Annotated in this window: 17 protein-coding genes; 12 read left to right on the forward strand and 5 right to left on the reverse strand. The window is 58.6% G+C overall.

Going from position 1 to position 22,156, the window contains the following annotated elements; genetic code table 11:
- Nucleotides 1-44: 44 nt before the first annotated feature.
- Nucleotides 45-320, reverse strand: coding sequence for a hypothetical protein (locus JFU57_RS15595; protein ID WP_201129941.1), 276 nt, complete (start codon nucleotides 318-320; stop codon nucleotides 45-47).
- A gap of 183 nt (nucleotides 321-503) precedes the next feature.
- Here JFU57_RS15595 and JFU57_RS15600 point away from each other — a divergent pair, with 183 nt between their 5' ends.
- From JFU57_RS15600 to JFU57_RS15635, 8 genes are all read left to right on the forward strand, one after another.
- Nucleotides 504-932 carry a hypothetical protein gene (locus JFU57_RS15600; protein ID WP_201129942.1) on the forward strand — a complete coding sequence of 143 codons (429 nt, stop codon included), beginning with the start codon at nucleotides 504-506 and terminating at the stop codon, nucleotides 930-932.
- On the forward strand, nucleotides 925-1,362 hold the full coding sequence (locus JFU57_RS15605) for a hypothetical protein (protein ID WP_201129944.1): 438 nt from the start codon (nucleotides 925-927) through the stop codon (nucleotides 1,360-1,362). The genes JFU57_RS15600 and JFU57_RS15605 overlap by 8 nt, the downstream gene beginning before the upstream one ends.
- 197 nt (nucleotides 1,363-1,559) lie before the next feature.
- Nucleotides 1,560-3,290, forward strand: a complete 1,731-nt coding sequence (locus JFU57_RS15610; protein WP_201129946.1) for a ShlB/FhaC/HecB family hemolysin secretion/activation protein — start codon at nucleotides 1,560-1,562, stop codon at nucleotides 3,288-3,290.
- A 27-nt stretch (nucleotides 3,291-3,317) separates the two neighbouring features.
- Entirely contained in the window at nucleotides 3,318-11,876 is an 8,559-nt protein-coding gene (locus JFU57_RS15615; RefSeq protein ID WP_201129948.1) for a hemagglutinin repeat-containing protein, read from the forward strand.
- A gap of 5 nt (nucleotides 11,877-11,881) precedes the next feature.
- Nucleotides 11,882-12,367: a pentapeptide repeat-containing protein gene (locus JFU57_RS15620; protein ID WP_201129950.1), complete on the forward strand. Its 486-nt coding sequence runs from the start codon at nucleotides 11,882-11,884 to the stop codon at nucleotides 12,365-12,367.
- A 113-nt stretch (nucleotides 12,368-12,480) separates the two neighbouring features.
- The gene (locus JFU57_RS15625) at nucleotides 12,481-12,798 is read left to right on the forward strand and encodes a hypothetical protein (RefSeq protein WP_201129952.1); all 318 of its coding nucleotides are present in this window, start codon (nucleotides 12,481-12,483) and stop codon (nucleotides 12,796-12,798) included.
- A 56-nt stretch (nucleotides 12,799-12,854) separates the two neighbouring features.
- A complete protein-coding gene (locus JFU57_RS15630; protein ID WP_201129954.1) occupies nucleotides 12,855-13,028 on the forward strand; it encodes a colicin D domain-containing protein in 174 nt (57 codons plus the stop codon).
- Nucleotides 13,029-13,276: 248 nt separating this feature from the next.
- Nucleotides 13,277-13,879: a hypothetical protein gene (locus tag JFU57_RS15635; protein ID WP_201129955.1), complete on the forward strand. Its 603-nt coding sequence runs from the start codon at nucleotides 13,277-13,279 to the stop codon at nucleotides 13,877-13,879.
- 94 nt (nucleotides 13,880-13,973) lie between these two features.
- On the opposite strand, the gene JFU57_RS15640 is transcribed toward JFU57_RS15635, so the two are convergent.
- Both JFU57_RS15640 and JFU57_RS15645 read right to left on the reverse strand, forming a co-directional pair.
- Complete coding sequence (locus JFU57_RS15640) at nucleotides 13,974-14,558, reverse strand: DUF4291 domain-containing protein (protein WP_201129957.1); 585 nt, start codon at nucleotides 14,556-14,558, stop codon at nucleotides 13,974-13,976.
- Nucleotides 14,559-14,608: 50 nt separating this feature from the next.
- Nucleotides 14,609-14,881, reverse strand: a complete 273-nt coding sequence (locus JFU57_RS15645) for a hypothetical protein (protein WP_201129959.1) — start codon at nucleotides 14,879-14,881, stop codon at nucleotides 14,609-14,611.
- Between the two features lie 686 nt (nucleotides 14,882-15,567).
- Here JFU57_RS15645 and JFU57_RS15650 point away from each other — a divergent pair.
- The 3 genes from JFU57_RS15650 to JFU57_RS15660 are packed head-to-tail and all read left to right on the forward strand — an operon-like array spanning nucleotide 15,568 to nucleotide 19,407.
- On the forward strand, nucleotides 15,568-16,695 hold the full coding sequence (locus tag JFU57_RS15650; protein ID WP_201132126.1) for a merozoite surface protein 3b: 1,128 nt from the start codon (nucleotides 15,568-15,570) through the stop codon (nucleotides 16,693-16,695).
- Between the two features lies 1 nt (nucleotide 16,696).
- Entirely contained in the window at nucleotides 16,697-18,124 is a 1,428-nt protein-coding gene (locus tag JFU57_RS15655) for a DUF6384 family protein (protein ID WP_201129961.1), read from the forward strand.
- Nucleotides 18,124-19,407 carry a hypothetical protein gene (locus tag JFU57_RS15660; protein ID WP_201129963.1) on the forward strand — a complete coding sequence of 428 codons (1,284 nt, stop codon included), beginning with the start codon at nucleotides 18,124-18,126 and terminating at the stop codon, nucleotides 19,405-19,407. The genes JFU57_RS15655 and JFU57_RS15660 overlap by 1 nt, the downstream gene beginning before the upstream one ends.
- A 299-nt stretch (nucleotides 19,408-19,706) precedes the next feature.
- Here the strand turns inward: JFU57_RS15660 and JFU57_RS15665 are convergent, their stop codons facing one another.
- Nucleotides 19,707-20,654, reverse strand: a complete 948-nt coding sequence (locus JFU57_RS15665; protein ID WP_201129965.1) for an AraC family transcriptional regulator — start codon at nucleotides 20,652-20,654, stop codon at nucleotides 19,707-19,709.
- A gap of 179 nt (nucleotides 20,655-20,833) precedes the next feature.
- On the opposite strand from JFU57_RS15665, the gene JFU57_RS15670 reads away from it, so the two are divergent.
- On the forward strand, nucleotides 20,834-21,226 hold the full coding sequence (locus JFU57_RS15670; RefSeq protein WP_078473901.1) for a transcriptional regulator: 393 nt from the start codon (nucleotides 20,834-20,836) through the stop codon (nucleotides 21,224-21,226).
- Between the two features lie 37 nt (nucleotides 21,227-21,263).
- Here JFU57_RS15670 and JFU57_RS15675 read toward each other — a convergent pair whose 3' ends face one another.
- Nucleotides 21,264-22,133 carry a DUF6279 family lipoprotein gene (locus JFU57_RS15675; RefSeq protein WP_201129966.1) on the reverse strand — a complete coding sequence of 290 codons (870 nt, stop codon included), beginning with the start codon at nucleotides 22,131-22,133 and terminating at the stop codon, nucleotides 21,264-21,266.
- Between the last annotated feature and the right edge of the window lie 23 nt (nucleotides 22,134-22,156).

The following is a 22,156-nucleotide window of genomic DNA, read 5'->3' on the forward strand; positions in this document are numbered from 1 at the left end:
TGAAAAAAGCCCGGACCTGTTCCGGGCTTTTTGCATCCGGACTATCAGCTGTCGGCTTTCTTGCCGGCGGTGTCGAGTTCCTTGAGGCGCTGATCGATCAACTGGCACTTGTCGGGCAGGTCCTTGCTCGCGGTTTCCAGGTTCATCTTTTGCAACTCATCATTGATTTCCTTGGCCTTGGTTGGGTTCTGCTGGGTGAGTTTCGTCACTTCCTGGGCCAGCTGTTCGCGCTTGGCGGTGGCCTCTTCGAGGGTGCAGGCCCAGGCGGGCAGGGCGCAGAGCAGGGTGCTGGCGATGACAAGGTTACGCATGGTTTTCATGGCAGTGGCCTCGGGGTCCGATAAGGCAGTTACCCGGTTGAGGCCGAGGGGCGGATAAAAGTTCAGAGTTTCAGGCGCTGCGCAGCGCCAGGAAATGACTTTGTTTCCGCTGGCCGGCTGTTATCGTGAGCGCCCCGAAGCCCCGTGCGGCCGGGAAAGCAGTTATCAGCAATGAGATGAGCAATGGATGCCCAATTGAACCAGCAGTGCGCCACCCTGCGTGCCATGAGCTCCGCCGAGGCCGCGCAGTGGCTGCTGCGCGAATACCCCGCTGCCAGCCCTGCAAGCGCAGTCGCCCTGCAACTGATCCCCCATCGTTCCTGGCAGCGCAGCGAGCAACGGTTGCTGGCCGAGCACTACCTGACGTTGTCCTTCGCCAGCGCCCGGCCTTATCAGGCGTTTTGTTCGATCATGCCCACCCGAGTGCTGGCCGACTGGGTCGCCCAGCGCCTTCCCCAATCCCCACGCGACCGCAGCCTGTTGGCGTACCTGTTATTGCCGACCCTGAAGCAGAACATCCGTACCGAGCGCGACGCCGAGGCCATGGAACGCCTGGCCCAGGCTCTGCGCGACAAGGCAGAATCCGACCCGGAGCACACCGCAGATGAGTAACTACTTTGACCAGGAACTGCTGCAGGACCTGCGCCAGCCGCTCGCCAGCGGCCAACTGCGGATCGAACCGCAAGTCGATGCTTACTTTGACCTGATGAAGGGCTGGTTCGAGATCCGCAACCTGCGCCCACACTGGCCGAGCCTGCCGTTCGCGGTGACCGAGGTGGCGCTGGATCGCCAGCAGCAGACCCAGGCCTTCAGCGACTTCTTTGCCCGGATGGCCCAGCAATTTCGCCTCGCCGGAGACGCCGTGTACGTCGGTGACAGCGCCACCAGCCTTGCAGTAGTGGGCGATGTCTTGGCCTTGCTCGAGGTGCCGGAGTGTCTGTTTTCCATTCCCCAGCACCACTACCTGCTGGCCGCGGATCATGGGTGGTTCATGTGTTTCAGCTTCGAGGGGGATATGGGGTTTGGGTTTGTGCCGGCATAAAAGACAACGTATGGATTAAGAAATGTCTCATTGGCTCGTCTACTACATGGGTTTTAGAATCGGCGCGCTTCGAACCCACGGCCATGCATGCGCCGCTGGTCGGGGGTCATTCAACGGTTAATTGACGCCAGAATGGTGGCCACTTAACATCGCCGCGTTTTCTGCATGGACTGCAGTGCCTTATCAAAGGATTGAACATGTACCTACCCTCCCTCGGGAATCGCTTGCGCGCTGCGTTTGTGTGCCTGCTCTGGTTTTCTGCTATGCCCGATGCGACCTTGGCCGCGACCAATCCGGGCGATCAGGAACTGATCCGCGACCGCCAGAACCGCTTGCTGGAAGAGCAGCAACGGCGCCTTGAAGAACTCAAGGATCTGCCCGGTAAAACCCTTGCCCCCACGACGCCGGCCGCCCCTGCGGACAGCCGCTGCTTCCTGGTCAAGACCATCGAGCTCAATGGCGCCGAAGCGCTTTCCGGTACCGAGCGCGAGCGCCTGCTCAAGCCCTATATCGGCCAATGCCTGGGCGTGGCCCGGCTCAACGAGCTGCTCAAGGTCATCACCGACCATTACATTGCTCGGGGGCTGGTCACCAGTCGCGCCTACCTGCCGCAGCAGGACCTCGCCACAGGTCAGTTGCGGGTGCAGGTCGTCGAAGGAAAACTCGAAGGCCTGAAGGGCGCCGACGGCAGTCGGCTGTCCGAGCGTGAGCTGGCCATGGCCTTCCCCGGCAAGCCCGGTGACCTGCTCAACCTGCGGGAGGTCGAGCAACTGGTCGACCAGCTCAATCGCCTGGCATCCAACCAGGCACAGATGGAGCTGACCCCAGGGACCCAGGTCGGCGGCAGCACGGTGCTGGTCAAAAACACCCCGCAAAAGCCCTGGCGCGCGGGTCTTTCCCGCAGCAACGACGGGCAGAAAAGCACCGGCGAGCAACAGTGGGGCAGCTCGTTCGAGTGGGACAGCCCCCTTGGGCTGGCCGACCAGTTTGTGTTGCGTGGCGGCCATGACGCGATCAGCGATCACCGCAAGACCTCACGCAGCGCGATGCTCTATTACAACCTGCCCTTTGGCTGGTGGAACCTCAGCTACAGCTACAGCCAGAGCGAGTACCGCTCCCTGGTGCAGGGCGAGGGCATGAACTTCAAACAGACCGGCGACAGCCAGACCCATCAACTGCGTCTCGAACGCGTGATCCACCGCGACTCGGTCAGCAAGACTTCGCTCAACGGCGGCCTGAGCTACTTGCGCAGCAACAATTACTTCGAAGACAGCAAGCTGGATGTCAGCAGTAATCGCCTGAGCGAAGCCCAGTTCGGTATCAACCATGGGCGGCGGGTTGGCAGCGCGTTCCTCAACCTCGACCTGGGCCTGCAGAACGGCATCGGCGCCTTCGACGCCCAGGCCAATGACCAGCGCCGCGACCGCTACGGCAACCTCACGCCCAACGCGCGTTATCGCAAATACACGGCCACCGCCAGTTACCTGCAACCGTTCAAATTGTGGGATGAGTCGCTGGTGTTCAGCAGCCTGATCACTGGCCAACGCAGTGAGGACGTACTGTTCAGCCCGCAGCGCATGAGCCTGGGCAGCCAGTCCTCGATCCGGGGCTACAAGGACCAGAGTCTCAATGGCGACAGCGGCTACTACTGGCGCAACGACCTGCGCTGGAGCCGCCCGGTGACCTGGGGTTGGCTGCGACCGGCGTTCGCCGAGTACGGCACGGGACTGGGCTATGACCTCGGCGCCATCCGCCATGACCGCTACAACGTTGAACAGCACGGACGGGTCTCCAGTAACTCCTTGGAGTTTTTCGCCCGCGGCCAGCACCTGGCCGCCAGCGTGACCTTCGCCCACTCCCTCGAGCGGCCAGATGCCCTGAGCGAGCGCGAAGCACCGATCTACTTCCGTATGGATTTCTTCCTTTAACGCCGCTCTTTATCCGAGATACACGACATGGACGTTCGTCAATTCGCCTTCCTGGCCCGTCAGCCTTCGGCTGCCCTGCAACCTCGTGAATCGTTCTGGGGCCTGCCCAAACGTGGGCTGGCCTTGGTCCTGGCCAATGCGATGTTCTGGCAGCCGCTGCTGGCGCAGGCGGACGGCATCGTGGTCAACGGCAGCGCCACCAGCGTCGGCCAGGCAGCCAACGGCGTGCCCATCGTCAACATCGCCACGCCCAATGGCAGCGGCCTGTCCCACAACAAATTCAGCGATTACAACGTCGGTCAGCAGGGCGTCATCCTCAACAACGCCACCAGCAATCTGCAAAGCACCCAACTGGGCGGCTACATCATCGGCAACAGCAACCTCAACGGGCGCGCGGCCAACGTCATTCTCAATGAGGTCAACGGCGGCAGCCCTAGCCAGCTCAAGGGCTACACCGAAGTCGCGGGGCAGGGCGCCCACGTCATCGTCGCCAACCCCCACGGCATCAGCTGTGACGGCTGCGGCTTTATCAATACGCCCAAGGTCACCCTCAGCACCGGTAGGCCGGTCCTGGAAAACGGCCGCTTGACCCGTTACGACGTGGACGGCGGCGCGATTGCCATCGAAGGTCGCGGCCTTAACGCAAGCAACGTCAACCAGTTCGAACTCATCACCCGCAGCGCCAAGATCAACGCTGAACTACACGCCCAGCACCTGGCGATCATCAGCGGTCGCAACGAGGTCGATGCGGGCACCCTGGTCGCCACTGCCAAGGCGACAGACGCCAGCCCGGCGCCGCAGTTGGCCATCGACTCCTCGGCCCTGGGCGGCATGTACGCCGGCACCATCAAGCTGGTGGGCACCGAGGCCGGGGTTGGGGTCAAGCTCGCCGGGGACATGGTCGCCAGCGCGGGTGATCTGCAACTCGATGCCAGCGGCAAGCTGACCCTGGCCCGTACCGAGGCCACCCAGGGCGACGTCAAGCTCAAGGCCCAGGACATCGCGCTGAACGACAGCGTTTATGCCGGGCGGGATGCCAAGGTCGTGGCCGCAGGCACGCTTGAGCTCGATAAAAGCCTGACGGCTGCCGGTAACTTGCATGTCGAAGGCCAGCAGATCGTCAACCGTGGCAGCCTGAATGCCGGGCTCAAGCATGACGGCAGCGTCAACCGCGCCAGTCACCTGCAAGCCCAGGGCGGCACCCTGAGCAACCAGGGCAACATCAGCGCCCAGGGCACCCTGGCCACCGACCTCAAGCAACTGGATAACCGCAACGCCGAACTGGTTGCCGCCGGCACCGCGACCCTCAAGGCCGGCACCCTGGACAACCGTGGCGGCAAGGTCATCGGCCAGCAGGCGTTGAGCCTGGAGGGTGAGCGCCTGGACAACCGCGACGGCACGCTCGCCAGCAATCAAGCGCTGAAGGTGACGCTCAGCGATACCCTGGATAACCGTGATCGAGGCCTGATCCTGAGCCAGGCCGGTGGCTTGACCCTCGACGCCAGGAACCTCGACAACCGGGGTGGCACCCTGCAGGCCAACAGCGGTGAACTCAAGGCCACGGCAACCGAGGTACTGGACAACGGCGGCGGCAAGATTCTCACTGGCGCCGGGGTCCTGACCCTGGCTGCCGAAGACCTGCGCAACCAGCAGGGCCGGCTTAACGCCCTGGGCGGCACACTCACGGCCAGCGCCAGCAGCTTCGACAACACCCAGGGCGATGTCCGCGCCGAGAGCCTGGAACTCACCAGCAGTACCCGCCTTAACAATGACCGCGGGCACCTGGTGGCGACCCATGGCGACCTGGCGCTCAAGCGCGGCGAGATCAGCAACGACAACGGCGAAATCAGCGCCCAACAGCAACTGACAGTGGATGCCGACAGCCTGCGCAACCAAAAGGGCAGCCTTGGTGGCGAGCACATCGACCTCACGCTCAACGGCACGCTGGATAACAACCGCGGCCTGATCGAAGCCCGACAGACCCTGGCCCTCGATACCGGCTCCGTGAGTAACCGCAACGGCCAACTGCGCGCCCTGGGTACGCCGGGTAAAAGCCAATTCAAGATCGGTGGCCAGTTCAATAACGACCAAGGCCTGGTGGAAATCGGCAACGACCGCTTCGCGCTATCCAGTCTGGGCTTGAGCAATCAGCAGGGCAGCGTGCGCCACCTCGGCGCGCAAGGTTTCGACCTGTCGCTGGCCGACACCGGCAACGCTGGCGGCAGCTTTATCACCAACAGCCAGCTCAATCTGGACCTCGCCGACTGGACCAACACCAGCCTGATCCAGGCGCAAAAAATCGGCCTCAAGGTCGGTACCTTCACCCAGACTGCCAGCGGCAAACTGGTCTCCGTCGAAGGCGTCGAGGGCAGTGGCCAGCATTGGATCAACGACGGCAGCCTTGAGACAGAAGGCGACCTCAAGCTGATCCTCAGTGGCAGCTACCGCGGCAGTGGGGCGCTCAAGAGCCAGGGCCGGATGACCTTCGCCGCCGCCAGCGCCGAACTGGGGCAGGGTGCGCAAGTGCGCAGCGGTGGCAAGGCGGACTTCACCCTCGGCAGCCACTTGCTCAACCAGGGCAGCCTCACCGCCAGCGGTGATGTGCTGCTGCAAGTCACCAGTCTGACCAACCTGGGCACCCTGGGTGCCGGCAAAACCCTGCGTATTGAAACCCCGACCCTGGTCAACCAGGGCGGGCTGATATTCAGCGGCAAAGACATGGCCCTTCAGGCCGGCAGTGTGACCAACAACAAGGGCGACATCTACAGCCTGGGTCGGCTCGACATTGGTGATGAAAACGGCCGTGCAACTCGCCTGGTCGAAAACATCTCCGGCACCATTGAAAGCGCCCACGGCATGCAACTGCTGGCGACCCACCTGATCAACCGCAAGGAAAAGCTGAGCTTTATCCCGGCGCTGACCTCCGGCCAGATCACCCTCAATTCCACCGACAACTGCAAGGGCAAGCATTGCGAGGCCTATTACAGCCTCACTGAAATCTACGGCACCAAAGTCACCGAAGACTCGGCGCGGGCCAACCTGGTGGCCGGTGGCGAACTGCAGTTCAAGGGCGATCGTTTCGACAACCAGTTCAGCAGCGTCTCGGCCGGTGGCCCCATCACCCTGGACACCCAGGTCCTGAACAACCTAGGCGCCGGCGGCGGGGAAGAACGCTACTACTCCTACGGCATCTACACCAAGAACGAAGACGCCTACTACACCTTCGTCAACAACATCGGGCGCTTCAACGCCTACAACAACCCGGCCTCCCCCAGCTACAACCCCGATGCACTGCCCTTCGCTGCCATCGCCCTGGGCGGCCTCAGCGGCTTCAGCAAGGTCCTGACCTCGGGGCTGGTCGAAGGCTCGACCGCGATTATCGAAAGCGCCGGCCTGGTCACGGTGACCGGCAGCCAGAAACTGGAAAACGGCTTTATCCGCCCTGGCGAATCCTTCACCGCAGGGGCCAGCCGTGTCGGTGCGACCGATGTCGACAGCTCGGCCCAGGCCCAGGCGCAGTTCAACGCGCAACTGGCACCGGATCTGGCGCAGAAAGCCGTCAACCCGCTGACCCTGCCCGGCTTCAGCCTGCCGGAAGGGCCCCAGGGTCTGTTCCAGATCAGCAGCAACCCGCAGCACAAATACCTGGTCGAAACCAACCCGGCGTTCGCCAGCCTCAATGGTTTTATCAACTCCGACTACCTCCTCAGCCGCGTCGGCTTCAACAGCGACCAGACCCAGCGCCGCCTCGGTGATGGCCTCTACGAACAACGACTGATTCGCGAAGCGGTGGCGGCGCGCACCGGGCAACGGTTCATTGCCGGGCTGGACAGCGACGAGGCGATGTTCCGCTACCTGATGGACAACGCCATCGCCAGCAAGACCGCACTCAACCTGGCGCCGGGCATCGCCCTGAGCTCCGCCCAAGTGGCCGCCCTGACCCACGACATCGTGTGGATGGAAGAGCAGGAAGTGCGCGGCGAAAAAGTCCTGGTGCCCGTGCTGTATCTGGCCCAGGCCAACAACCGCCTAGCGCCGACTGGGGCCTTGATCCAGGGCCGCGACCTGAACCTGATCTCCGGCGGCACCCTGGCCAACCAGGGCACCCTGCGCGCCAGCGCCAACCTGCAAGCCAGCGCGCAAAACATCAGCAACAGCGGGCTGATGCAAGCCAACGAACGCCTGTCACTCCTGGCCACCGACAGCATCCGCAACGCCCAGGGCGGGATCCTCAAAGGCCAGGACGTGAGCCTGGTTGCAGTCCAGGGCGACATACTCAACGAACGCTCCAAAGCCGGCCAGGACAGCCGCTACGGCAACACCACCCAGCACCGCGAATTCCTCGACAACGCCGCCCGCATTGAAGCCGGCAACACCCTGGCCCTGACCGCTGGCAACGACATCCGCAACAGCGGCAGCGTGCTGCAAGCCGGCGGCAACGCCAGCCTCAAGGCCGGTCGCGACCTGGACCTCGTCGCCGCCGAGCAAGTCAACAGCAGCCAAGGCCGCGGTAAAAAATCCAGCTGGAGCCAGAGCCAGACCACCCAGTTTGGGAGTGAGGTAACGGTGGGTGGGAAGCTGGCGGCGGTGGCGGGGCGCGACCTCAATGTGGTCGCCAGCAGCGTTGGCGCGCAGCAGGACCTGGCATTGAGTGCGGGGCGCAACGTCTCCATCGAATCGGCGGCGAATGAAAGCCACACCGACTTCAAAAGCAAGAAAGTCAAAAGCAGCAACGACCAGATACGTCAGCAATCGTCCACGGTTCTGGCGGGCGGTGACCTTTCGATAAAGGCCGGCGAGGATCTGACGCTGGTCGCCAGCCATGTGAAAGCAGGGCAGAACGTTGCACTGGATGCAGTCGGCGATATCAACGTGCTGTCCGCCAAGGATGAAAGCGCCTCGTTCTATTCGAAAAAGAGCAAAGGCTCTTTCGGTCGCAGCAAGAGCAAACAGAACGAAAGTTATGACAGCACCAACATCGCTTCGGTGGTGGAGGCCGGTAAAAACCTGACCCTCAACAGCAGCCAAAAAGCCGATGGCGGCATGACCATCAACGGCGGTCGAGATGTCACGGTGATTGGCAGCCAGCTCAAGGCCGGGGATGACCTGATGATCGGTGCCACCGGGGACGTGGCTATCCTGTCCGGCGTTGAGGAGCACGGTTCATACAGCAAGAAAACCAAATCCGGTTTCCTCGGACTGTCCAAAAGTGGCAAGAGCCAGCTCAAGACCACGGCGACCCAGGTTGGCAGCCAGTTGGACGCCGGCAACGACGTCGTGGTGGCCGCCGGTAACGACATCCGCCTGCGGGCCAGCGAAGCCAGTGCCGGGAATGACGTTGAATTGCGTGCCGGGTTGGTCGACAAAAACGGCGATATCAATCTGGTCTCGGCCAGCGACACGGCGTATAGCCGCAGTGAGCAGTACAAGAAAAAAGTCGGGCTGTCTTCCTCTGGCGGGTTCATCTCCATCGCCTCGGCCAAGGAGTCGGGGCGTCAGGCGCAAAGCAGCACCAGCGTTGGCAGTCATGTAGCGGCTGATCGCGATGCGACCTTGCAGGCCGAGCGCGATATCAATGTGGTGGGCAGCGGTATCAGCGCCGGGCGCAACGTCAGCCTGGATGCCGGGCGTGACGTCAACGTGGTCGCCGCACAAAACTCTACGGCCGAACAGGATTGGTCGAAGCTCAAGCAGGTCGGCCTGGGCGTGTCCAGTGACGACAACGGCGTCAGCTTCTTTGCCGGCGCCGATAGCAGCAAGGAAAAGAACCGCGTCGAACACCAGACGGCCGCCGCCAGCCAGATCAGTGCCGGCCAGGACCTGACAGTCAACGCCAAGCGCGACATCAATCAGGTCGGTTCCGACCTGTTGGCTGACAACGACATCAACCTGAATGCCGGTCGCGACATCAAAATCGACGCCGCGCGGGAAACCCTGCTGACCGAGCGACAGCGCGAAACCGAGCGCAACGGTCTGGGCGTGACCATCAATCACAACTACGGCAAAACCAAAGACGCCGTGGATGGGGCCGGAGACGGTGAGAACGGCGTCAGCAAAGGCTCCAGTACCCTCAAGGGGATTGATGCTGTTGGCCAGTTCCTGGCCGGCCCGACAGCGGACGTCAAATTCGGCAACAGCAAGCAGAGCAACACCCAGCAAGTCATCGAGCAGAGCAACCGCTCCTCGACCCTCAACGCCGGCAACGACCTCAACCTGAACGCCAACAACGATGTACTGGTCAAGGGCAGCCAGCTGGATGCCGGACGCGACATCAACGTCAAAGGTCGGGATGTGACCTTTGACGTGGCCAAGGGCGGTGTCAGTGAAGAAACCCGCAACACCGAGAGTTGGGGCGGCATTCATGGGGGCACCAGCGGCGGTATCAAGATTGGTGTCGGTGGCAGCTACGGCACCTCCAGCGGCGAGAGCACCCAGGGTTCATCCACCGCCACGCAGCTGGGGGCGGGGCGCGATATCAACCTCAAGGCCAGCAACGATCTGAACCTGATCGGCACCCAGGCCAGGGCTGAGCGCGACATTGAACTGAATGCCGGCAACGAGCTGAATATCCGCTCGGCGCATAACGACAGCAGCAGCGAAAACAATCGCCACAGCGGCGGCGGTGAGGCGGGTTTCACCTTTGGGTCCGAGGGCGTTGGTGTCTACGTCAGCGTCAGCCTGGGCAAAGGTAACCTTGAGCGTGAAGGCGAACGCCAGCAGGAAGCTTACCTCTATGCCGGCGACCGCCTGGGCTTCTCCAGCGGCAAAGACACCAACATCGCCGGGGCCAACCTGCGCGCTGATGAAGTCGTCGGCCGCGTCGGCGGCGACCTCAATGTCTCCTCGGTGGCCGATACCGGCAAGGTCAAGGGCAAAGAGTTCGACATCAACGTCACCGCTACCTTCGGCCCCGGGGCCGGGATCAGCGGCTCGGTTGGCTACGGCCAGACCACCGGCAAGACCGATTGGGTCGAAGAACAAACCAGCATCACCGGCAAGAACAAAGTCGATATCCGCACCGAAAACCACACCCAACTCGACGGTGCCCTGATTGCCGCCGACAACGGCAACCTCAAACTCGACACCGGCACCCTGGGCTTCAGCGACATCGCCGGGCAGGACAAGGAACACGGTTACTACCTGAACGTAGGCGGCACCTACAACGCCGGTGGCAACAACAAAGGCAGCACCGTCCAGGACGGCAGCCAGGTGGGCAAGGGCGAGGAAGGCAAAACCGGCTGGAGCGTCGAAGGCTGGAACTACGAGAAAGAACGCGAGCAGATCGTCCGCGCCACCGTCGGCGCCGGCGAAATCGTGGTGCGCAAAGACGCCGAGACCGGGACTGATTCAACGGCCGGGCTGAATCGGGATGTGAGCAAAGCGTATGAGATCACCAAGGATAAGGAAGAGCGGACGGAGTTGTATGCCACGGGGTCCTCGGTTGGTGCGGTATTAAGCCCAGAGAAAACTTACGATCAGTGGAAGAAGAGTGTTGAGCTGTATGGGGAGAACAGTGGAGAAACGCTTGAAAAGCTAAATGAGCTTTTGGGCACTATGGTTTTTCTGATGTCGTCAGGAGGCGATGTTAACTCTGCGGCCAAATATGCGAATGATGTATTAGTAATACGGGAAAATGCTCGCAAGTTGGTTAGTAAGGATGAGAACAAACGAGCAGAGGCTATCGAGTATCAGCTGAAAAATAAGTTTGGTGACTTGAGTTCCGACAGGGAAAAACTGCTCGTTGCGCGCATGAAAGAAATTGCTCGTGAGAGCCCGGAGAAGTCAGTTGAACTAGCGACATTGCTCGGTAACTTGAGCGGCACTCCTGCGGGCTCGAACAATTATGTACAGGGGGCCGCAGCTGCGGGGTTGATGACCGCATTGACAACAGCTTTGATCTATCACGCTTCGACACCTGAAAATCAGGAGCGCATGCGCGGCGTTGCCAACGCGATGATCGAAAATGCTAGCAAAAATGTACGTGCAACAAAGCAGGAGGCGGAAAGGCAACTGAGGATTTCGATGGAGCTCTGGGAGTTGGTAACGCTAACAGCATTCCCAATTCACCTGCTTGATGATGAAAACCGCAAACTGGTCAACCCGATTGTTGATGCATCAGGACGTAACCCTGCAAGTGGCGGCTATGCTGAAGGCGGTGGGGTTGTCACCACACCTCATACTGGCGGGACTCAGCTGGATGGAGTACAGACGGGTGGAGCGTATGTGACTCCGGAGCACAAGTTGAATCCGGGGGTGATGTATAGTGAGCGTCCTATCTCGAAAGGAAGTGATGTAACACTTGAGGTAATTGAATGGGCCCTCAAAGGAGAATCAATAAAAAGTGCTCAAGATAATATATCGCTACCAATGATTCAGAATTATGTCGATTTGCTTTTGAAGGGGCAGATCGCGCCGGCTATCAAGATGGATGGGGATGTGATCGTTGATGGGAATCATCGGTATATTGCAGCTAAGATTCTTGGGCGAGAAGTCAAGGTGGATCCGGGAGTGCTAACCTCTTATAAGGAGAGCAAGGTGAAGCCTATGGCTGACTTGAAAATAACTCCAAATGAGTATAGGTGGTGAGTAGGATGATTATTATAAATTTTGAAGTGGGTGAACCTGCTGAGCTTCCATATGATAGTTTGGTTGGCGTGGATTTGAGTGGAAGGGAGTTTCATCGTGCTATATTTTATGGGTTGAATATGAGTGGCGCTAAATTTGTTAGGGCTAATCTTCGGAATGCTATATTTGATAATGCAAATCTTGAAGGTGCAAACTTAAGTAGGTCGAATTTGATGAATGCTACTATGGTTGGCGCCAATGTGTCATTTTCTAACGTGACCGAGTGTTTTGCGGTAGGCGCTGACTTTACGGGAGCTAATCTTTCAGGCTCTGATTTTAGCGGTGCTGATCTTATGTACGCCAAATTTTGTAATGCTAACTTGAGTGGCGCTAATTTGGAGGTGAAGTCACTGGAGTTTGCTGATTTTTCGAATGCGATATTTGACAGTGAAACAGTTTGGCCCTATGGGTTTGATGTGAAGAAAGTAGGAGGTCTAAAAGCTGAAGGCTGATCGAGTAATATTTAGGTTTTTGGTTTAAAACGAAAAAAGCTGCTTGTGAGTAAGTCTCTACTTGGTGAGGCTGTACGGAGCATTGTCCCCACAAATCCAAACTGGAGTCAGAAATGAGTGATCAGCCTGTGCTGGAAGATTGGAACTTTCAAGTGCTAATGCTTGTTCAGGCGTTGGTAGGGGCGGTCTCTGCCAACTTTAGAATGGTCGCATTGCTGTGGTGTGGCGATGAGTGGGTATTGAGGTTCTATCTTGAAGAGAACCTTGAGGATGACGTCGAGGAGATTGAAGATATTGTTTGTCAATATACGGTATATCAAAATTCTAGCTTGAGATGCCGTTCTGAATTGATTGTGGGTAGCGAAAGACTTCCGGTGTTATCTGAGCTTGGGCGGGTCGTGTACCGTCGCAGAGAGGCCATCGGCAGTTAGTTGCGGCAAAAGGAACTGGTGGTGCGGGGGAACTAATTGGGGTTACGCAGAAGTAGTTGGATAAAAAATTCAAGCATGCCTCAGATTTTGGTGTAGTGACGACAAAGAAAAACTCCCAAACGCTTGCTCAGTATGAAGCAGCAATCAAAACTCATATGGCATCGCCCTTTACTGTTAAGCAAGGCACATATGGATTTGTAAAAGATTCGAAAGTGTTCTTTAATTCTTGATGCGTTGCATCCGGCTACTGTGAAGTGTATTGAAAGTCAATTGGGCGTTGAGGTCGGTCAGTTCACTGCTCTTTGCAAAAATAAGGTTGGTGCTTGTGCGGAGGTTTCAGGTGCAGATCAGTTGGTTAGACGAGGAGTTAATCCAGCAGGAATAAAATTTACGGACGCCGTAAGGCCCAATAACCTGAACGATGGTCTAATTAAAGCTTGTGAGAACTGTAGTGCTACTTGGCCTAGTGGGGGGGAGGATGAGTGAATTGAATAAAGATTGGCGTCCAGGATTTGGAATTATCTATACATGGTTTGCAATGGATAAGAACGGAAAAATTGCTGTTATGGTAAATAATTGCTTTGGGGATTTGCCGAGGGTATTGCTTGAGCTCGAATCAGTTGAGCTTTTACTCGATAAATTAACAGAGTTTGTGTGGGAGGAGTCTCCTGTTTATACAAGCTATCCCGAGAGTAAGGAGGGTGGATTTGGTGTGGATTATTATTCGTCGTGGCGTAATAGTGATCGGCTTTCTAAAGAGTTAATATTTGAAAAGCTTAATTCTGATTTGGTTGGCTTGGGAGCGTATGCAGAGGCTAATCTCTCCGCAAATAAAGGCCTTTTTGTATATCATGCGGTTGAGGGGGCTAAACCCGGTCAAGATTATCCTGTTGGGTATGTTGGAGTAACTAGTATGGGAGACTACTATAGGTATTTGGTTCCTGGCGATTATGCCTCAATAGAGGATTTTCCAAGTGAGTTGCGTAAGGGGATAGTAGTTTCGAAGGTGGTAGATTTTTTGAGTGATCGTATATTGTATAGTGATAGGGTTGACGAGTATTTTTTTAGTGTTTATAAGTGAATAATAAGAGCTTGGTTGGTTGTTGGTGTGATGGTGCTGTGCTTTATTAGTGGGTGTTTGATTTGCATTTTTGGTAAGGTTGGGAGGTTTTTCTTTAAGTGAGATATATGTACTCTCGCTCCACCGGCATCATCTCCCTTGCCTTTACCAAATCCCCCTCCTGAACCAGTTTGCAGATCGAATGGGCTAAGGGTGTGACGTCAGTAATACGCTGTATCCACTGATGCACATACAACTGCACCGCTTCTTTACTCAATCCAATTTGAATCGCTCGGTGTTCCTGTGGCTGCAAGTGCAGATCCCGCTCCGGGTCCCATTGAATGCGTACCGGTGAATTGTTTTTCAGTGTGAGCCATTGTTCTTGGCTTACGGACTTATCGGCATGGCTTAAACAACCATTGGCCAGTGCCCGTTCGAAGCCTTCCCGGCTGATGTCGATGGCGAGGATGCGTTTTTGCCCGGCGTCTTTAAACCCCCAGCCGGCGCGGTACATCATCCACAGGAAGGACGGTTTTACCCAGGTCATGCGTTCCATTTTGAACGGTGGGGAGACGAATGTGCCGTGGGCCAGGGCGGAGTCGGCGATGGTGTCGCAATAGGCTTGGTAGACGCGAATGGTGTGGGCGTCGTAGACCGCTCTGATTTGGCGGTGAGGTATGTTCGATGGTGTTACGGGCATATGTTCCTTGATGGCATTAAGCGGGCGACTCTCAGGTCGCCCGTTTTGTTTTAGAGCGTGAGTTGTTCTTGCAGGCGTCGCGTCGTCACGTCCAGTAAATCACAGCCGTCGCGCAGCAGGATGGTACAGGCCAGGGTCAGTTCCTGGAGCACGACCGGCGCTTGGTCTGGTTTCTCGGGGCCTGCAAAATTTTCCAGCAGTTGGGTGGCGGCACGAATGCGGTAGGCGGCTGCGTCGTGCAGCACGTCGATGGGCGCATGGGTGTCGATCAGCAGGGAAGGCAGAGTGCTGTCGTGTCCGGTAATGGGCATGTATCGGTTCATGAGTAAATCTCTGGTGGTGGGCTTTTATGCTGTTCCCATCGTCGCCAAACAACGGGTGGCAGCTGTACGCAGGTTGGCGAGCCGGCACCAGATAAGCCGGCAGACCCGAAGGTCTCCCACGCACAGCCGCCATAGAGCGATTGTGCGGGTGCAAAAGTACCTGCAAGCAGCGGCTTTTGCATCAGTTCTGGTGTTAGGTCGCCAAACCCAGCCGTCGTTATCGACGGCTTGCCGACTATAGCCAATCCGTTGATTGCCTTTAAAGGGCTGGCCGGGTTGGGGTTTCTGATGTTGTTGTAAGGCCTTTCCTATTTTATCGAGGACCCCGCTCAGCCAACTTAACCGCTGACGACCTCGGGTTGCTTTCAAATCACTGCCTGTATTCGGCGTAGGTGAATTCTCAGCCAGCAGAAGGTGGTGTTATTCTCGCGCACGTTTGCCAGTTGCTCTTGAGCAACACTCTATGCGCTAAAAGGAGCGCATTTCAGGCGGACGCAGAGCTTGAAAGCACCTCGAAAAACGTCCTGTCGATGTTTTCCTGGCTTGATGTAAATACCATGCACTTTACGGCCTCCGACCCCCGCGTCGGAATCTGTTCCGGGGCCCAACCCCCTTCGCCTATTCACCTATCAAAGGATGATGGAGCCGTTGCTCAATGGCTCCACAACGGGAATACGCCCATGCTCATTAATTACCTCGAACGCTCCATGTCGGCCTTGCGCTCCATCGGCATCACTTTCCCCCAGCAGGAGATGCCAGTGCTGGCGCTGTTGGACAAGGTGGCGGTGTATGACGTTGACCGCGTGACCAATATCGCCGCCACCTTGCAGCAGTCCACCGCGTTTAACGCTGCGGTGCGCGACAAGTTGCAGGGCATGGACATCAGCACCCGCTATGCGGATATCGCCACCAGTTTCGATTCGATTCGCAACGATGCGCAGCGGATGATGGAGTGGATGGCCGACGGCAAGTTGCAGTTCTCCGAGCGCATTCAGTTGGCGTGGTTGAACATGCGTCGCGGCTCGATCCCGGATCGTTTTGAGAGCATCCGCGAGAATTACCTCGCCGTGGCCAAGTCGGCGAATGAGCAGATCCAGCTGGAAACGCTGATCCTCGAGGCCTATCAGGACTATCGCTTGGCGATGAAGTCGGCCGAGGTGGATGCCTGTGAAGTCCAGAAGATCGCCCAGACGCAAATGGATGCCCGACGCCAGGCCTTGGCGGACGCCAGCGCTGCACTTGAGGTGGTGGGGGCGGCCGCGCCGGACCAGGCCAAGCTGGAGTTGGAGCGGGATGTGGCGCTGCGTGATTTGCAGGATGAGGACAAACGCTTCCAGATCATTACCGACATCGCCGATCAACTGAAGGCCGCCTATGGTGCGGCGGAGTTGGTATTCGCACGCCTGAATCAGTATCACGCGGTCAAGGAGCGGCTGTATCAGCGGGCAGTCAGTTTCTTCGCCACCAACGAGATTGTCCTGACAGGGTTGGCGGCGGGTTTCACTTCCTCCGGCGGCCTGGCAGAAACCACCCAGACTCTGAATGCCATGACCGACGGTATCAATACCAGTCTTGAAGTGCAGGCCCGTGTTGGAGGCGATCAGCTAAATGCGGCGCTCAAGGCCGGTTACGGTTCGAGCCTCAAGGCCAGTTCGGTCAAGGCGCTGGCGGATGCGGTGCTGGAGTTCCAGGCCAGTAGCCTGAGCCTGATTCAGGAGCTGCGTAAGGAGTCGGCGTCGGCCGCTGCGGAAATTGAGTCGGTCACTGAGGACAGCAAGCGCCGCTTCACCGCGCTCCTGCAGAAGGGGATGTGAGGTGAGCGAGGTTTCTCTTACCGAACAGATGGGCGCCATGGCGCTGATTGATGAGCTGCGCCACAGCCAGACGGAGATCCAGAAACACCTGAATCTGCCCTTGCATCGCAAGGCGGTGGCCGAGCGGATTCGTGAGTTCTACAAAGCCAAGGGTATCGAAGTCGAGGATGGGCTAGTGGAGCAGGGGGTGCGTAACTACTTTGCTACACGTCTGGTTTATGAAGCACCGAAGCTGCGTTGGTGGGAGCAGCGTGTAGCGGATACTTACCTGCGTCGCCGCTTTTGGCAGAAATGGGTACTGATATGGACGCCCATTGTTTTGTATTCGCTGTATGCCTGGACCCACGTGTTTATCGACCTCAAGGAACAAGGCCGCTATACCCAGGCTGATTTGGTCAGCCTGCAGAGTGAGGCGCACACCCGCACGCAGCAGGTGTTCTTGGTGCAAGAACAGTTGGGCAAGCTGGAGCCCGAAGTTCAGGCGGGGCAGGTCGCGGCGGCGACGCGTTTAATGTATACGGCCAAGAATGGGTTGGCGAAAGCCCGTGAGCAGGCGTCGATCAAGTTGCCGCAGTTTGCCCTGCCTCAAGAACAGCGCAGTTTCAGCGATGGGGTCATGGTCTCCAATGCCAGGGACAACTTGAAAGCAAGCGTCACATCGCTAAAGGACGTGCAGGCTCAACTGGACAAGATCAAGAACCTGTTGGTCGCGGCGCAAAAACTCAAGCGTTTGACTGCCAGTCGCGAGTTTCTTATTGCCAGCAAGGCCGTCCCCGAGGTTGCAGCGGCAGCCAATGAGGCCCAATGGGCGTTGGATGATGCTGACACCAAGGGTGTGACGGCGGCTATTGCCAAGGTGGACCGGGCGGTAAGACTGACCGATCGGCAAAGTTTGAACCCCAATTACCTCGCCTCCCTTGAGGCGGCCCGGGCAAGTGTGCAGCAGATGGGGCTGAGCCAGGGGGATGCGGCGCAATTCCAGCCGTTGTTGAACACGGTGGACCAAGCGATCAAGGCCCTGGATGTCTCCGGCACCACCAGTGGGCTCAAGGAGATAGAGCAGTTACTGGCGTTTGCCAAGACCCCTTTGAAGCTGGATGTGGTGAGCCGTGTGGGCGAAAAATCAATGGTCGAGCGTAACTACGACCCGACCGGGGGCAAGAGTTGGTACCTGTTGACCGAGGCGACCGACGCTGCCGGCAATGTGGTACCGGTGCCGATTACCAGTATCGAGACCGGGGAGAAGCGTTACGCCAGAATATTCGGTGTTCGGGTCAATCAGGCCACCTATCAGGAGGTCAAGAATGACAAGTTGGCCGATGGTCATGTGGATAATCGGCGTCTGGGCAGCAAGGATGCCAATTCCTTGAGCTTCAAGTTCGTCAAAGGGCGTACAACCGCCAAACCTGCTTACATTTTGGAGTGGTGATGAGCGCGAACAGCATGATGGCGACCCTCAGTGAAAACTCCCGACGCTATGAATATGAACTGCGCAAGCTGCAGCAAGAGCTGTCCAAGGCCCATGAGCGCGAGTTGCGACTGGAACAGGAAATCACTGATGCGTTGGCGCAGATCGCCGGTTATCAACTCAAGAACGTTGGCCAGCAGTCTGTTGAAGTCAAGCGTTTGCTGAAGCAGCGCAATGAGGGCGAGGCACAGTTGCGCGAGCGCCTGACCGCAGCTGAGGCCAGTGTGGAACACCATCTGCGAGCGGCTATGGAGGTTTCGGGTGGGCTTCAGGCTCAGGTCGCGGGCATCGATCGGCAGTTAGCGGATGACCCAGGCTATCAGCGTCAGGTACTCGCATTGCGTGAGGCGGAGATGGCTCGGGTTGCAGCGTCTGAGTCCTATGAGGAGCTGCGTGATGAATGCCGGAGCAAGCTTCAGAGCTTCCAGGTCGACCGGTTATATCTGTACTTGAAGTCGCGCAAGTTCGGGACCGCGGGCTACCCACGCTGGACCCCTTGGCGGCAGGCTGACCGCTGGGTCGCCAAACTGTGCAACTTTACTGAAAACTGGCGCACCGAGCAGACGCTGCTGGCGCTTCATGAAGCCAATCAAAGTGCTGCCAGCCGCTTGGAGAAAGAAGAGGCTGCCCAACAGGCCAAGCTGACGCAGCTGTATCAAGCGGCGTCCACAGGCGGTGAATTTGCCGAGCTTCAGCAGCGCTTGCAGACTGCGCTGCAGGCGGTGGAGGTGGCTAAAGGCCAAGCCAATGAAGTGCATGCCAGTCTGGATGCCTACAGCGCGAAGCGGGACGAGTATCTGGCGCAGGCTTCAGTACTGTTGGCCGAGCAACTGGCCGAGATGAGTGACCAGAAGCTTGCACGCCTGGCGGCGCAAACCCCCGGTTCCGAGGATGATAAGCAGGTGGTGGAAGTACGTGATCTGCGCGCCGAACTTGAAGCGTTGCAGAAGCAGGTACCGTTTCTGCAGGGTAAGTGCGAAGAGGCTCAGGGCGAATATGAGCGAGCCAAACAGCTTGAACGAAGTCTGTTGGCCAGCGAGGCGGGTCGAGCCAGCCAGAGCGTTTCCAGCAGTGGCAACGTCAACTCGCTGATGGTTGGTTTCATGAAGGGCGCGCTATCGGTGGCGCAGGCTCCGAGTCGAGACAGTAGTAGTCGCAGTTCCGGATCTTCCAACTCAAACAGTTCATTCAGTAGTTCCCGTCCTCGCGATGGGGGTGGGTTTTCTACCAGCGACAGTCTCTAGGTCAATCAGGCCTGTTGGAGGGAAAGTAGAGTAGGGCGAGTACCAATTCATGCTGGTCAGTTAAAGAAAACGCTGTTTTCTCATGCAGAGGAAACGGCGTTTTTTGCCTCTGGTCTGAGGGGGGATATTTGCTGGTAGAGCTGTGCTGATTCGAAGCTTTTGGGGGTGTGCTCAATACCTTGTGTGACGCTAGCTTGATGACTGCTATGAGGTTCTACCCGGGATAATCGCGGCTCAGGTTTTGCCACCGCTGTGCGGTCGAGCGGGAGCACGCTGCCTCGCCACGGGGAGTCCTTTGGTTAAAGCACCTTCACCGGAATACAGATCTCACATTCCAACTCACCGGTTTGCGCGTCGTAGGGGGCATCGACCGGGTAGCGTTCGAAGGCCGGCCGGGCGTCGAGTTGCAGGCCGCTGCGCGGGAGCCAGTCGCGGCAGAGTTCGAGCCAGGCATCGGCGATGTCCGGGCCTTTGCCTGCGTAGGGCGCGACGGCGTAGAGGCCGCCGGGCAGGAGGCTGAGGGTAGCGGGAGCGGCGCTGATGAAGTCGGCGGGGACTTCGATGCAGGCGTCGTAGCGGCATTGGTGGGCCGGGGTGATGCTCGGGTCGTCGTGGCCGATGCCATAGCGCACGCGGTTGAACAGCTGGTTGTCGATCATCCAGCGCGCTGCGGTCTCGCGCCAGAACAGGCCGATCCCGGTGCCGTAGGGGCCGGTGTAGCGCAGGCAGGCCACGCGCACCGGTGGCAGGTGTTTGAGGGTGACGTTCATCAGCGGCTCCTTGAGGTGAATGAAGGCGTCAGGGTCGTCGAACCCCGGGATATGGGTCTGATCGGGGTTGGGTAACTCGCGCAGGCGGCGCTCACGCACGTCGCTGAGGCGACGGTGCCAGCGTTTGGGTTCGCTGCTGCGCCAGCTGCTTGGGGTGACTGAGTAATGTTGCTTGAAGGCCCGGGAAAACGCCTCGCCCGAACTGAAGCCAGCCGTCAACGCGACCTCAAGGATGCTTGCCTGAGGTTCGCTGGCCAGTTGATAGGCGGCGTGGGCCAGGCGCCTGCGGCGCAGGTAATCGCCCAGGGGTTCCCCGACCCAGGCGTTGAACAGGCGATGAAAGTGCCGGGGGGTGAAATGCGCGATTTGCGCCAGGTCCGCCAGCTCCAGGGGCTGGTCCAGGTGATGGTCGATATGCTCCAGCACCCGGTTCATGCGCAGGGTGTATTGGTGCAGGCTGAGGTCGGCGGGGGTCATCTTTGCAGCTTAGCCGGGGCTTGGCGGTATGCGGGCTAGCCGTTGCCGCGTTCGACCCGGTGCCCAGCGGTTTCCGATCAAGGGTCGGATCAGGCGCAGGAAATCCTGAACGGCTGAAAACCACACCGGTCACAACCTATGAAAGGCATTTCACTCTTATGTGTGGAGGTTGAATCAGGATGACGACTTATAACTGGGATTTGATTGAACGGCTGTTGCACGAAGTGCAGAACAGCGCCGGCCATAGCTTTACCCCGCGGCCCTACGCCGAGCAGCATGCGGCGGCGAAGGAAGCCGAAGGCGAGTCGACGGGCAATCTGGATGAGCTGAAGGTCACGGCCACCGAGTACGAAAAGCTGCTGTTGGATCGGGGCTTTATCGAGTCGCGGCCGGAGGACGAGGGCGGCAACGGTGAGAACTTCATTCTGACGCCGCGGGGCTCCAGCCTGTTGTGCATGATCGACAGCAGTATCCCCGGCAACGATCACCCGCGTCAGGTACTGGACGAACAGGCCGATGCCCTGGATCCGGCGACCTTCGACGAAGTGGCGAGCAAGGCCCAGATTGCCTGAGCCTTGAGCCCCGCGTCGCCAGTTGCCAGTGAAAGCTTCAGCTCTGGCGCGCGGCTTTTAGGCACTTGAGGGCTTCGAAGTCGCTGCGTACGCCATCGATCTTCTTCAGCAGGCGTTGGCGTTGCTCCACCGTGCTTTGGGCCATCAGGTCCACCAAAAGGCTGCGCGCCGCCTGTTCAGTGGCGGCGTAGGCCTGGCGATATTCCGGCGTCCATAAGCTCTCCCGATTGACCAGCAGTTGCTCGATGCGTTGCGGGAAATCACTGGCATGGCGCTGCTCCACGGCGGCGCTGAACTGCGTCTGCCAATGGGCGCGGTTGGCGATCCATTGTTGATTCTGATCGCCGAGGTCGGCTGACCACTGTTCGACCCGCTGCTGCTGTTGCGGGCTGAGCGGGCCCAGCCAGGCGTTGAGGCGTTTAGTCATGCGCTCGCTGCGTTGCTTGATCTGTTCCTGCAAGGTCGGCTTGAGGTACTGCGCCTGACGCTCGCGCTGATCCTTGGCGAAGGCGTTGTTCATGTCCTTGACCTGTTGATCGTCCAGGCCCTGCAGCAATTGGATGGCCGATGGGGTGATCTCGCGGGCGGTCTGGGCGATGGCCTGCTTGGCTTCCTGGGTTCGCACTTGCAGGGCCGCGTCGTCGACCTGGTTGCTTTCAACCATTTGCTGCAGGCGGTCGAGCCAGTCGAGGTAGCCCGGCAGTTGGGTGCTGCAATGCCAGTTCAGGTGTTCCTTGAGGCGTTGGTTGAACCAGCCCTTTTGCTCGCTGTTCATGTCCAAGTAGTCGTTGAGCGTCCAGGGGATGATCACGTCGAGGTTGCGATAGGCCAGGCCAACGCGGTTACAGGCGCTGGAGGCGAAGCACAGCACTAACAGCAATGTGAAATGGATTAACCGGCGCGACATGGGCGAGTCCTTGCGAATGCGGG

The sequence above is a fragment of the Pseudomonas sp. TH07 genome, assembly GCF_016651285.1.
Taxonomy (GTDB): Bacteria; Pseudomonadota; Gammaproteobacteria; order Pseudomonadales; family Pseudomonadaceae; genus Aquipseudomonas.

What these genes read in the sequence shown, in the direction of transcription:
- JFU57_RS15645 (WP_201129959.1), bottom strand. Translation starts at nt 14,881, where the DNA reads ATGAACCGATACATGCCCATTACCGGACACGACAGCACTCTGCCTTCC.
- JFU57_RS15625 (WP_201129952.1), top strand. Translation starts at nt 12,481, where the DNA reads ATGAGTGATCAGCCTGTGCTGGAAGATTGGAACTTTCAAGTGCTAATG.
- JFU57_RS15600 (WP_201129942.1), top strand. Translation starts at nt 504, where the DNA reads ATGGATGCCCAATTGAACCAGCAGTGCGCCACCCTGCGTGCCATGAGC.
- JFU57_RS15610 (WP_201129946.1), top strand. Translation starts at nt 1,560, where the DNA reads ATGTACCTACCCTCCCTCGGGAATCGCTTGCGCGCTGCGTTTGTGTGC.
- JFU57_RS15620 (WP_201129950.1), top strand. Translation starts at nt 11,882, where the DNA reads ATGATTATTATAAATTTTGAAGTGGGTGAACCTGCTGAGCTTCCATAT.
- JFU57_RS15615 (WP_201129948.1), top strand. Translation starts at nt 3,318, where the DNA reads ATGGACGTTCGTCAATTCGCCTTCCTGGCCCGTCAGCCTTCGGCTGCC.
- JFU57_RS15660 (WP_201129963.1), top strand. Translation starts at nt 18,124, where the DNA reads ATGAGCGCGAACAGCATGATGGCGACCCTCAGTGAAAACTCCCGACGC.
- JFU57_RS15670 (WP_078473901.1), top strand. Translation starts at nt 20,834, where the DNA reads ATGACGACTTATAACTGGGATTTGATTGAACGGCTGTTGCACGAAGTG.
- JFU57_RS15605 (WP_201129944.1), top strand. Translation starts at nt 925, where the DNA reads ATGAGTAACTACTTTGACCAGGAACTGCTGCAGGACCTGCGCCAGCCG.
- JFU57_RS15595 (WP_201129941.1), bottom strand. Translation starts at nt 320, where the DNA reads ATGAAAACCATGCGTAACCTTGTCATCGCCAGCACCCTGCTCTGCGCC.
- JFU57_RS15665 (WP_201129965.1), bottom strand. Translation starts at nt 20,654, where the DNA reads ATGACCCCCGCCGACCTCAGCCTGCACCAATACACCCTGCGCATGAAC.
- JFU57_RS15675 (WP_201129966.1), bottom strand. Translation starts at nt 22,133, where the DNA reads ATGTCGCGCCGGTTAATCCATTTCACATTGCTGTTAGTGCTGTGCTTC.
- JFU57_RS15635 (WP_201129955.1), top strand. Translation starts at nt 13,277, where the DNA reads ATGAGTGAATTGAATAAAGATTGGCGTCCAGGATTTGGAATTATCTAT.
- JFU57_RS15640 (WP_201129957.1), bottom strand. Translation starts at nt 14,558, where the DNA reads ATGCCCGTAACACCATCGAACATACCTCACCGCCAAATCAGAGCGGTC.